The sequence below is a fragment of the Pedobacter sp. Leaf250 genome, assembly GCF_920984735.1.
GTDB lineage: Bacteria > Bacteroidota > Bacteroidia > Sphingobacteriales > Sphingobacteriaceae > Pedobacter.
In genome coordinates, this window is the sequence record NZ_CAKLBU010000009.1 from 108,661 (window position 1) to 121,416 (window position 12,756).

General features: G+C 37.1%; 9 protein-coding genes. 6 read left to right on the forward strand and 3 right to left on the reverse strand.

The annotated features are described in order from the left end of the window. Positions 1 to 25 precede the first annotated feature (25 nt). Together LUA91_RS10100 and LUA91_RS10105 are read right to left on the reverse strand one after the other, a co-directional pair. The gene (locus tag LUA91_RS10100; RefSeq protein WP_231425924.1) at positions 26 to 1,678 is read right to left on the reverse strand and encodes a M1 family metallopeptidase; all 1,653 of its coding nucleotides are present in this window, start codon (positions 1,676 to 1,678) and stop codon (positions 26 to 28) included. A 120-nt stretch (positions 1,679 to 1,798) separates the two neighbouring features. Then, a complete protein-coding gene (locus tag LUA91_RS10105) occupies positions 1,799 to 3,667 on the reverse strand; it encodes a CocE/NonD family hydrolase (protein WP_231425925.1) in 1,869 nt (622 codons plus the stop codon). A 193-nt stretch (positions 3,668 to 3,860) separates the two neighbouring features. On the opposite strand from LUA91_RS10105, the gene LUA91_RS10110 reads away from it, so the two are divergent. From LUA91_RS10110 to LUA91_RS10135, 6 genes are all read left to right on the forward strand, one after another. Beyond that, complete coding sequence (locus tag LUA91_RS10110) at positions 3,861 to 4,763, forward strand: DUF6515 family protein (protein ID WP_231425926.1); 903 nt, start codon at positions 3,861 to 3,863, stop codon at positions 4,761 to 4,763. A 100-nt stretch (positions 4,764 to 4,863) separates the two neighbouring features. Beyond that, a complete protein-coding gene (locus tag LUA91_RS10115; RefSeq protein ID WP_231425927.1) occupies positions 4,864 to 6,027 on the forward strand; it encodes an esterase-like activity of phytase family protein in 1,164 nt (387 codons plus the stop codon). A 72-nt stretch (positions 6,028 to 6,099) separates the two neighbouring features. Further along, on the forward strand, positions 6,100 to 6,765 hold the full coding sequence (locus tag LUA91_RS10120; RefSeq protein WP_231425928.1) for an HAD family phosphatase: 666 nt from the start codon (positions 6,100 to 6,102) through the stop codon (positions 6,763 to 6,765). A 197-nt stretch (positions 6,766 to 6,962) separates the two neighbouring features. After that, the gene (gene lpdA, locus LUA91_RS10125) at positions 6,963 to 8,369 is read left to right on the forward strand and encodes a dihydrolipoyl dehydrogenase (protein WP_231425929.1); all 1,407 of its coding nucleotides are present in this window, start codon (positions 6,963 to 6,965) and stop codon (positions 8,367 to 8,369) included. Positions 8,370 to 8,758: 389 nt separating this feature from the next. Further along, positions 8,759 to 10,288, forward strand: a complete 1,530-nt coding sequence (locus LUA91_RS10130) for a choice-of-anchor I family protein (RefSeq protein WP_231425930.1) — start codon at positions 8,759 to 8,761, stop codon at positions 10,286 to 10,288. A 183-nt stretch (positions 10,289 to 10,471) separates the two neighbouring features. Continuing rightward, positions 10,472 to 11,674 carry an MFS transporter gene (locus LUA91_RS10135; RefSeq protein WP_231425931.1) on the forward strand — a complete coding sequence of 401 codons (1,203 nt, stop codon included), beginning with the start codon at positions 10,472 to 10,474 and terminating at the stop codon, positions 11,672 to 11,674. Here LUA91_RS10135 and LUA91_RS10140 read toward each other — a convergent pair. Beyond that, positions 11,664 to 12,512, reverse strand: coding sequence for a hypothetical protein (locus LUA91_RS10140; protein ID WP_231425932.1), 849 nt, complete (start codon positions 12,510 to 12,512; stop codon positions 11,664 to 11,666). The two genes, LUA91_RS10135 and LUA91_RS10140, sit on opposite strands and share 11 nt — an antisense overlap. Positions 12,513 to 12,756 lie beyond the last annotated feature (244 nt).

Below are 12,756 nucleotides of genomic sequence, written 5' to 3' on the forward strand. Positions count from 1 at the left end.
TTATTATCAACACAGCCGTATTTATTTATCCTTTTTTTAAGTTGATGTAAAATGCAGGATCATTTTTAAAATTTTCGGTAGTAATGCTGGCATCAACTTTAATTGATTTCCAATCATTAGTCGGCTTAATCAGGCTGAAAATTCCATCTTTTAACGTTACACGTACAGGCATATCGAAACCTTTTACATCAGTAATCCAACGATAAGATAATGTTCCGTTGTTAACTTTATATTCCAATACAGGAATTTTGGTATAACGAAGATATTGATCGAAAACTTTATCAAGTTTTAAACCACTTTGCTTGGCAATGTAATTTTCAATTTCTGCTGTGGTTACTGTTTTATGGTAGAAAGTTTTATTCAAACCTCGCAAAATCTGTTTGAACTTTTCATCATTATTAATCAACTGGCGAATGTTATGAATAAGATTTGCGCCCTTTGGATACATATCACCTGAACCTTCTTTATTTACGCCATAGGGGCCAATAATTGGAATATCGTTGCTGATGCCTCTTCTAATTCCAATTAAATATTCGCTGCCTGAAGCTTTGCTATCAGTGCATTCAGTAAATAGTGTTTCCGAATAATTAGTAAAACCTTCATGTACCCACATATCAGCAATATCCTTGGTTGTAATGTTGTTTCCGAACCACTCATGGCCACTTTCATGAACGGTGATAAAATCCCATTTTAAACCATGTCCGGTTCCGCTTAAGTCTCTACCCAGATAACCTTTTTTAAATTGATTTCCATAAGCAACAGCGCTCTGGTGTTCCATGCCCAGGTGTGGAGCCTGTACCAATTTATAACCATCTTTATACCACGGATAAGGGCCAAACCAATACTCGAAACATTTTAACATGGGTTTAACATCGGCATCCCAATGCGGACGAGCCTTTGCACTATCAACCTGTAATGCCCAATAATCAATTGATAATTTACCATTCTCACCATCGAAACTATCTGTCCAGTGTGCGTATTTTCCAATGTAAAAGCTTACATCATAGTTATTGATGGGATTGCTAACAAACCAATTGTATTGTTTGTAGCCATCAGGTTTATCTACCGTATTTCTTAATCTCCCGTTAGATATTTCTTGCAGCGTATTAGGCACACTTATGCTGATTAGCATGCTGTCAACCTCATCGCTTTGATGATCTTTATTTGGCCACCAAACGCTTGCGCCCAATCCCTGACAGGCAACAGAAACGAATGGATTTCCTGTTGAATCTTTCTTAAAGATAAAACCACCATCCCATGGGGCATTTTTTGCTACTCTAGGGTTGCCAGAATAAAAAACGGTGAATTTATCTTTAGTTCCTTTTTTAATCGTTTTTGGGAAGCTTACAAATACGGCATTGTATTCCCTTGTAAATTTCAGTTCAGAATCCTTATAAACTATCTTTTCGATTTTTAAATTATCGAAAAGATCAAATTGCAGCTTAGAAAAATCCTGAGTGGCGGTAAAGGCAAATTCATTACTTCCTGCTACTGATTTTTGATCGATATCGATTTTAACATCTAAATGGTAATAATTAATATTATAACAAGTACGCAATGGCGTAAGCGTTCCACGTAAGCTATCGGCTCTGGAGTTTACTTGGTTTTTACCAAGCATTTGGGCATTTGCACTTGCAATGCTTAATGCTAAAGAGAGAATGGTGAATAGTTTTTTCATTTTTATTTTTCGTCATTGCGAGGCACGAAGCAATCTCACAATGTAAATGCTATGACGATCGGAATTGAGATTGCTTCGTGCCTCGCAATGACGACCGCCTAATGGACATTAATTATTATTTTACTTCAGCACAGAAACCGTAATAAATGAACTGTTATTTACGTCGTGATAAATTCTGTGTGTAGCTTTTTGGAAATCACTTGGTTTGGCCTGATAAATATCCATGAATTTTTGTGGATTACGATCAGCTAAAGGAAACCATGAATTTTGAATTTGAATCATAATTTTGTGTCCTTTTTTGAAAGTATGGGCCACATCTGGCAATGGATAGTTTACTTTGGTGATGGCGCCTGGCGTAAATGCTTCGGGTTTTTCAAAACTATTGCGGTATTTTCCACGCATAATTTCACCACGAACCAGCATTTCATATCCACCCATTATTAAGTTTTTAGGATTTGGATTTGGGTTTGGCGCATCCTCTGGAAAAACATCAATCAGCTTCACTACATAATCGGCATCTGTTCCGGTGGTTGAAACCACAAGGTTTGCCAACACTGGCCCGGTTAAGGTAATATCTTCTGTTAGCGCATCACTTTGGTAAGTTTTTACATCAGGCCTGCGGGCTGCGAACCGTTGATCATCAATCATGTATTCGCGTGTTCTTCTTGTTTGAATGCCATCCTGGTAAGGAACAGGGTTATTAGGGTCGCTCACATACTCATCCCAGCTGTCGGTTCTGCCCACTTTTTCGAAGCTCAATTTTCCGTTAGGTTGTAAATAAAGATTTTTATTTTCTACTTCCTGCGGCGGCCAGTTGCTAAACTTTTTCCATTGGTTTGAACCTGTTACAAAAATGTTTGCTTCGGCGGCATTAAAATCACCTTCGCCCTTTAAGTAGTATTTAAAAAAGGGCAATTCAAATTGTTGCTGGTAATCTACACTCGTTTTAGTTCCGAATTGAATATCGCCGAAGAAAGAACCATCGCCACGAACCCAACCACCATGAAACCAAGGTCCGGCAACTAAAATGTTGTTTGCACCCGGATTTTGTTTTTCAATTGCTTTGTAAGTATCAAAAGTTCCATAAGCATCCTCAGCATCGAAAAAGCCACCTACAACCATAACGGCAGGTTTTACATTTTTCAAATGCGGTGTAATTAATCTCGCTTTCCAAAAAGTATCTAAATTTGGATGTTTAAATAAATCATTCCAAAACTTAATGCTGTCGGCAAAATATTTATCCTTTAAATTCTTGACTGATCCTGATTCCAGGTAAAAGCGATAATTATCCTGAATAGGGAACTGGAAACCTTTCGGGCCTTTATCTGGTGTAATGGGTTTTGGACGGGGAACGCCAAAGCTGCTCATAAAACTAAAAGCATCCATTAAAAATAAAGTTCCACGGTGATGGAAATCATCGCCCATAAACCAATCGGTTACCGGCGCTTGCGGAGAAACAGCTTTTAATGCAGGGTGTGCATTTGGAAGTGAAGTTGTAGAATAAAATCCTGGGTAAGAAATTCCATAAATTCCAGCTTTGCCATTATTGTCTTTTACATTTTTAACTAACCAATCGATGGTATCATAAGTGTCAGTACTTTCATCAATAGCAGTTTTTCCCTTTTTGGTAGTTTGCGGGCGGATATCTTCAAAAGTGCCTTCACTCATCCAACGGCCGCGAACATCCTGATATACAAAGATAAATCCTTCTCGCATCATAGCAGGAAAATTCCCTAAGCTTAATTTATACTTATCGGCTCCATAAGGCGCAACGGTATAAGGCGTTCTGTTAATCAAAAAGGGATATTTTTTGGATTGATTTTTGGGTATGTAAATGGAAGTGAAGAGTTTAACTCCATCACGCATCGGAATTTGACGTTCTATTTTAGTATAGTTTTCTCTAACATAGGCCAAATCGGTTTGTTGGGCCAATAATTCATTAGAAATAAACAAACAAAATAAGAGGCTGAAGAATCTTGAAAAGTTCATTTAAGCTTGGTTTTTAGTAATAAAATTTAAATATAGGCGATTAGAAATTGATTAGAAAAAACATCCCGTAAAAGGTTTGTTAGTTGTGCTAAATGTAATCGTCATTGCTATATCAAAATTTAGTTAAATAATGTTAAGGGCTAATCTTTCAGAATTTTTCATCGTCATATTTATAATTAAATTAAACACACAAATGAAAAGGTTATTAAGCAAAGGATTGGTTGTTTTAGCTGCAACAGCAATGATCACAACCTTAAGTATTGAAAGCGTTTCGGCACAACGTCCAAGTCGGGGTGGAGGCAGTGGCTCATCAAGTGGCGGAGGTGGCAGGCCCAGTTCTGTTGCGCCTTCAAGGGGTGGTTCATCAAGACAACCATCTATGCAAGCTCCATCAAACAATAGAATTTCGCAAGCACCGAATAGAGGTTCAGGCAGGCCGGTAGACCAAGGGTTTAGTCGCCAAACTCCGGGTAGACCAGAACGTCCGGGATACAGTTACAATAGACCAGGTTACAACAGGCCAGGGTATCGCCCAGGTACTAATTACAGGCCAGGTTTTGGCTATCGTTCGGGATTTGGAAGGCCATATTACCGTCCTTATTATAGCTATTATAATTTTTACAGGCCATTTTTAGGTTTCAGAATTGGCGTGTTGCCATACGGCTATTATCCATTTAATTATGGCCCAAATCAGTTTTATTATTCTGGCGGGTTGTTCTATCAACAAAATAATAATCAATATGAGGTTGTGGTTCCACCTGTTGGTGCAGAGGTTCCGAACTTACCACAAGATGCGAATTTGGTTACCATTGATGGCGTTGATTATTACGAGTATAAAGGTGTTTATTACACGCAAGGCCAAAATGCAGATGGTGCAACTGTTTATATTGTTGCCGGCAAAGATGGCGTATTAAATACTACTGATGGCCCGATTGATACGCATCAAATAGGAGAGATTATTACACAGTTGCCAGAAGGTTGCAGAGAAGTAACCATTAAAAATGAGAAATATTTCGTATCTCCCAATGATGTTTACTATGAAGAAGTAGTTGATGGAAATAAAGTTTCGTATCGTGTTATTGGTAAGTTGTTTTAAATGATTGACCAAAAAATTAAAATTAGCCGTTTCAATATTAAATTGGAACGGCTAATTTATTTAATCAAATTCTATACTTTTGCCATCAAACCATTTCGATTTGACAAAAATATTCTCAAAAATTTCCCTTTTTTATTTTGCCGCTATAGTAGTACTTTCTTCATGTTCCACTACCAAAAATATTGCTGGTAGCAGTAGGGAAACTTCTATTTCATCAGTAAAATTTTTGAGCGAATACATTATGCCACTTAATGGTACTTTTCAAAACACCTTAGTTGGAGGGTTATCTGGTATTGATTATGATGCGAAAAAAAATCAATATTATTTAATAAGTGATGATCCATCGCAGTTTAGTCCGGCGAGAATTTATACCGCTAAAATCGATCTTAAAGAAAATAAAATTGATACCATAAAAATTACCGACGTTACATTTATTTTACAGGAGGATGGATCACAATATCCGAAATATCAATACGGCAAAAACTCAAAGGCCGATGGAGAATCGGTGCGTTATAATCCATTAAACCAAACTTTTGTTTGGAGCAACGAAGGCGAGAGATTGTTTCGTAAAACCGATACAACCATTGTTCAGCCCACTTTAACTTTCATTAGCTCAACAGGAAAATATTTAGATACCGTTCCGCTGCCTGCAGGTTTTCAAATCACAAAGCAAAAATATGGAGTTCGTAAAAATGCTTTTTTCGAAGGATTAAGTTATGCGGATGATTATAAAACCTTGTATGCTAGTTTGGAGGAACCACTCTACCAGGATGGCGAGCAGTCGCATTTTCAATTTGATAAAGCACTCACTAGAATTTTAAAGTTTGATGTAAAAAGCAAAAAAAATGTTGCTCAATATGCTTACAATTTGGATGCTTTGCCCATCAACCCTACAGCTGAAAGCGATTGGAATATAAATGGGATTTCAGAGATTTTGACCATAAACAATCATACTTTGTTGGTAATGGAAAGAGCCTGGGCAAAAGGGCGAGAAGATCATTCATTTGTTAAACTGTATTTGGTTGATTTGAATGATGCTGAAAACGTGATCAACAATCCATCTTTTATAAAAAATCCACCAAAGCCATTGATTAAAAAATTACTTTTTAATTTCGATAGCCTGAACATGCACATCGATAACATTGAAGGAATAACTTTTGGACCAAAATTGCCAAACGGAAATAATACTTTGGTTTTTTGTGTTGATAATAATTTTGGAAAAGCCCAAGTTCAACAATTTTTTCTGTTTGAGGTGATGCCTTAATCGTCGGAGGTCTGAAGTTTGGAAGTCGGGAAAAAACTAATCAGTGTAAGCCAATAATCTGTATAAGGAAAAATGAGTAATATAAAAGCATTATTGTTTGATTTGGATGGAACCTTAATTGATTCGGAAAAATTTCATTTCGATTGTTGGAATGAGTTCCTTTCGCAATACCATGTTGCGCTTGATTTTAAAGATTGGCTAAGTAATTATGCAGGTATCCCTTTGCCACAAAATGCAAAAACAATTATTGGTAAATTTAAAATTGAGGAGAACTTAGAAGAATTTATCGAAAAAAGAGAGCAGCTTACCTACGATGGATTTAGGACAAAAGATATTGCACTTATGCCCTTTGCGTTAGATTTTATTGAATATTTCTATGATAAAGGATTAACTCTTGCGGTGGTTACTGCAAGTCCGAGGATAGATGTTGAGGCCGTATTTGAAAGAAACGGACTGGCCAAATATTTCAGCCTATTCATCACCAGAACTGATGTAAGCAAAAGCAAACCTGATCCTGAAAGTTATAACATTTGCGTTGAAAAACTCGGCTTGCAAAAAAACGAATGCATTGTGTTTGAAGATACCGTAAACGGAGTTAAATCGGCTATGGCTGCAGGAATAACTACCTATGCAATTCAAAATAATATCAGGGCGCACCAGAAATTAAAAATGGCTGATCAGTTATTTCTGAATTTTTCTCACGCAAAATCTTACATCCTAGATCAAGGAATACTTTAGCATTTTAAAAACGGCGTAGGAGAATTATATCGTGGAGTCAACTTTTAATCACCAATATTAAAACAAGGTTAGATAATATCAGGTTCAATACTTTTTCATTGTAAAATTGTGCTTTTTATACTTAAGCATAAAGCATTTGACTTTCAGCTTTCGGCCTTTTTTCCCTACATTTGGCTAATCAAAATTCTCAAGAAATTATGCAATACGATGTCGTTGTTATCGGTTCAGGGCCGGGCGGTTATGTTGGCGCAATCCGTTGTGCCCAGTTAGGTTTAAAAACTGCCGTTATCGAAAAATATAAAACTTTTGGAGGTACTTGCTTAAATGTAGGTTGTATCCCATCGAAAGCTTTATTAGATTCATCAGAGCACTTCCACAACGCTGCTCACACATTTACTACTCATGGTATCGACTTAAAAAATCTTAAAGTAAACATGCCACAAATGATCGCCCGTAAAGACGATGTTGTGGCTCAAAATACTGCCGGTATCACTTATCTATTCAAGAAAAATAAAATTGATTCTTACGAGGGAGTTGGTTCTTTCGTAGATAAAAATACCGTATTAGTAACTAAATCTGATGGTTCTACTGAAACTTTAACCGCTAAAAATGTAATCATTGCTACAGGTTCTAAACCAACGGCTTTGCCATTTTTACCAATAGATAAAAAACGGATTATTACTTCTACAGAAGCTTTAAACATTAAAGAAGTTCCAAAATCTATGGTGGTTATCGGTGGTGGTGTAATCGGTTTAGAGTTAGGATCTGTTTACGCCCGTTTGGGTACAAAAGTTTCTGTAGTTGAGTTTTTGCCATCAATTATTGCAACAATGGATGCAGGTTTGGGTAAAGAACTTCAACGTGTATTGAAGAAAAACCTAGGCATGGAATTTTACATGGGCCATAAAGTTACTGGCGCTACCACAAAAGGTAAAACCGTAACCGTAACTGCCGAAACTCCAAAAGGTGAAACCATTTCTTTAGATGCTGATTATTGTATCGTGGCTGTTGGTCGTACCGCTTATTCTGAAGGTTTAGGATTGGATAAAATTGGAATCACAGTAGAAGAAAGAGGGAAAAAAATTCCGGTAAATGAGCATTTAGAAACTTCAGTTCCTGGTGTTTATGCTATTGGTGATGTAATTACAGGTGCAATGTTGGCTCACAAGGCAGAAGATGAAGGTACTTATGTTGCAGAAACCATCGCAGGACAAAAACCACATATCAATTATAATTTAATTCCTGGAGTAGTTTATACCTGGCCTGAAGTTGCATCTGTAGGTTTAACTGAAGAGCAATTAAAAGAAAAAGGCACAAAATATAAAGCGGGTTCATTCCCGTTCAAAGCAAGTGGACGTGCAAAGGCAAGTATGGATACCGATGGTTTCATTAAAGTTTTGGCCGATGCCGCAACAGATGAAGTTTTAGGAGTACACATGATTGGTCCTCGTGCTGCGGATATGATTGCCGAAGCGGTAATTGCAATGGAATTCCGTGCATCTGCAGAAGATATAGCCCGTACCTGTCATGCTCACCCAACTTATACTGAAGCGTTAAAAGAAGCTGCTTTAGCTGCAACAGATAACAGAGCAATCCATATTTAAATCGATGGTCTGTTTTACAGATCGATAACAAAAGCCGATAAGAGATTATCGGCTTTTTTTGTAAAAGAATTTTAAGACACATCGTCATTTCAACCGCAGCGGAGAAATCTTTTAATAAGCTGTTTTTAAAATTTGGGCATGCCCCAAGCTACGCAAGGGTCGGGCTATTCATTACAATCTTTTTTGAAGAAAAATCAAAAAAGAATTTCCACTACTATCCCTCATGCAAAACCGAAACCAAAATCTCCTTAGTTTAACTCATCCACTTTTAAGCTTTCCTCTTGTAACTTCCTGCCTTTCCTACAATTCCTTAACAAAATGATAACAATAACAGGCTAAAAAACAATGTTTTGCGAATTTATTTTTGCGGTTCAGATATTAAATAAACCATGAACTGTAAAAAACTTTTCGTTGCCTTCATGATGGCTTCGATCGCTTTAACTGCTTGTAAAAAAACAACAGCACCTATTGAAGAGCCAGCACAAATCGTTGCCGAAGATATTGCGAGTTTCAAAGAAACAGCATCAATAGATTTAGGTGGAGAAACTGCAGCAGAAATTACTGCTTACGATCCTTCAACCAAAAAACTTTTTGTAGTAAGTAATGATGGTGGCGCAAAAGTCGAAGTGCTGGATCTTTCCAGTTATCCAACAGTAACAAAATTAAAAACATTAACTTTTGTAAATAATGCAGGGATAAATAGTGTTGCAGTTAGCAATGGTTTATTGGCTATTGCATTAGATGGAGCTAGTAAACAAGGTAATGGTGATGTGGTGGTTTTAAAAACATCAGATTTATCAGAAGTTAAAAAAATTACCGTTGGTGCTATGCCCGATATGGTTACTTTTAGTCCGGATGGAAATTACATTCTTTCTGCGAATGAAGGCGAGCCAAATGATGAATATACCATAGATCCAATCGGAACGGTATCCATCATCAATATAAAGGATAATTATTCAGTTAAAACGCTCGATTTTTCTGCTTTCGAATCGCAGAAGGCTACTTTGGTAGCCGGAGGTTTCAGGATTTATGGTCCGAAAGCAAGCTTTGCTCAAGATATCGAGCCAGAATATATAGCGGTAAGCTCCGATTCGAAAAAAGCTTATGTAACCCTGCAAGAAAACAACGGTGTTGCAGAGGTTGATATTGTTGCCGGAACAATTACCAAAATTAATCCTTTAGGCACAAGGGATATCAGTTTGGCCGAAAATGCTTGGGATGTTAGCGACGACGAAAAGAGTGGGAAGAAGATTCAATTGGAAACCTGGCCCATTAAGGCTTTCTATTTACCTGATGCCATTTCGTATTTCAGCACTGGTGGTACATCATATTTAGCTTTGGCAAATGAAGGCGATACCAGAGCTTGGAAAGGTTATGATGAAGAAGCAAGAGTGAAAAGTTTGAAATTAGATCCTACCAAATTTCCTACTGCTGCAACTTTACAATTAGATGCCAACTTGGGCAGACTAACGGTAACCAAAGCATTTGGCGATATCGACGGCGATGGCGATTATGATGAACTTTATGCTACAGGTGGCAGAAGCATGAGCATTATAAATGCAAATACAGGCGCTTTGATAGCAAATGTGGGCAAAGATTTGGAACAACGCGTTATTGATGCAGGTAAATATGATGATACCCGTTCCGATAACAAAGGTGTAGAAGTTGAGGGGGTAACAGTTGAGGAGGTAAATGGTAAAACGTTGGCTTTTATTGGTATGGAGCGTGTAGATATGATCGCTGTTTACGATGTAAGTACGCCGGCATCTCCGAAATTCGTCCAGTTATTCGCTACAGGAGATGCTCCGGAAGGATTGTTATTTGTAAAGCCGAAAGATAGTCCGAATGGTAGAAGTTTATTAATTGTTGCCAGTGAAGGCGATGGAGTGGTTAAATTTTTCCAGCCTAATAGAATATAAGCAATTTTAATATTGAAGATTAAAAACCGCCTTTGGGCGGTTTTTTTGTTTAGCAGTTTTCGTAAAACATCAATAATTATCTCACTCTGTTTTATTAGCGTAAAATGATAAATACATCTTTCATTTGCCATTTGATTTGAGGAACTTTGCGGCGTAATCCCGTTCATATAATAAAATTAAATTTTGGAAGATAATAGCGCATATCAGGAAATAGAAAATCAGTCGGAAGTTAAACCTGAAATAGCCCAAAGTTCTCCAAACAGAATCCGCTTAGCTGTTTCTTTATTTTATTTTGGGCAAGGAATTGCATTTGCATCCTGGGCCAGTCGAATTCCCGATATTAAACACAGTTTAAATCTATCTGACGGCCAACTGGGTAGCATTTTGTTAGCACTTCCATTAGGTCAATTGGTTACTATGCCCATTTCTGGCGGATTGGTAACTAAATATGGCAGTAAAGCCATTCTTACCATTACAGCACCTTTGTATGTTTTGGCCTTAAGTAATTTAGGTTTGGCTACCGCATCGTGGCACTTGGCTGCATTCCTGTTTTTATTTGGGGTAATTGGAAATATGTGCAATATTGCTGTTAACACACAAGGCTCTGAAGCAGAAAAGTTATTCGGCCGACCAATTATGACTTCCTTTCATGGTGCGTGGAGTATTGCAGGTTTTACAGGTGCTTTAGTAGGTTTGTTAATGGTTAATCTTCATATTGTTCCTTATCATCATTTTTGGATCGTTGTGGCATTGATTTTTATAAATGTATTTTTTAATTATAAACACCTTGTTCCTGGTAAGGGTAATCGGGAAGAACGAAAAGGAAAGCTGTTTGTAAAGCCTGAAGGGATATTGTTACAGCTGGGCATAATCGGTTTTTGTAGTATGGCAACCGAAGGTGCAATGTTTGATTGGAGCGGAGTTTATTTTAAGGAAATTGTGAAAGCCCCATCTTCTTTAGTGATTTTAGGTTATGCCTCATTTATGGTAATGATGGCTACAGGAAGGTTTGTGGGAGATAAAATTATTGCCAGGTTGGGCAGAAAGAAAACCATCCAAATTAGTGGTTTAATTATTTCAACAGGAATGTTTCTTTCAGTTTTTCTACCTTATATTGTTCCAGCAACTATTGGTTTTATGCTGGTTGGAGTAGGGGTTTCGAGTATTGTGCCAACGGTTTACAGTGTTGCAGGTAAGAACGGAAAAATTTCGGCTGGTATGGCCATCGCAATGGTTTCGAGTGTAAGTTATCTGGGTTTTTTAATGGGGCCGCCGCTAATTGGGTATATTTCTGCTTTGTCTAGTTTGCAATATTCGTATGCTGTAATTGGAATATTTGGATTATTGGTTAGCTTTTTGGTAACAAAGATAAAAGCTATTGAGTAGGGGTTTTGCCTAAACTGTCTTTTTGAACAATTGGATTTTCTTTCTTAATCAAACCATGTTCCCTTAATGTTGCAATTGCCAACTCAATTAACCTCAAGTTTTCCTGTTGGTGTCCATGTTGCACTTCTACGTTGATGTATGGGATATTTTGTTGCATGGCATAAACTGATAGTGAGCCATCATTTTCAGCAAATTTCGACTGCAAAATTACATTCACATTCGCCTTTTTTAAGCTGGTAAATAATCGTGGCTCGGTTACGTACATCAAATCATCGCCATCCATTTCAAAGTTGATAAATACAGAATCAGCTGTGCTAGATAAATCATACCCTGGTAAATAAGATGAAATGCCAAAACCACCATCGCCATTATTGTGAAGGGTTAAAATATATCCTGTAGATTTTGGGTCATAGAAATCAACAATTTGTTTTCCTGCATCCAGAATTAATTTTTCAACTTCGTTTGAACTGAAATAATCTTTTTTAAGTCTGCTACTTACGCCACGTTGGGTATAAATTGCATTTGGATCAATTCGATATTGATCATCCATGTGATTGAAAACATAATCACGGACCCCACCATACTGACTATCAATAATTTCACCGCCACTCCATCTAATATAATCGAAACCAGCTTTTACGCCAGTATCTTCATTATCATGAACCACTAAAAATTTTACCCCATTAGGCTTGTATGAATATTTTACCAGGTTAATATTGAGGTTGGCAATTTTAATAAATGATGAATCTGTTGTCATCGCTGCGAAAATTGGAGGGTGTTGTGCCTTTGCAGACAGTGAAGCGATGATTAAAATGAGGGATAAGGCAACTTTAAACATATCACTAATATACAACGATGGCTATTATTTTGTTTGAGAAGTTAATTTTTGCACTTCATTTTATATTTAAACGGGATGGAAAGTGATATCATTCTAATGGTTAAAAGGTTACTAATGCTAATAACCACATCACTTAATAGCGTTAGTAAATTATCATTAAAAGATTAAACGAACAGCCCGGCTGCACCAGCTTATGAAAAGCCATAGCACCTTTTCTAAAAATTATAAGAAAAAAAAAGGCCGC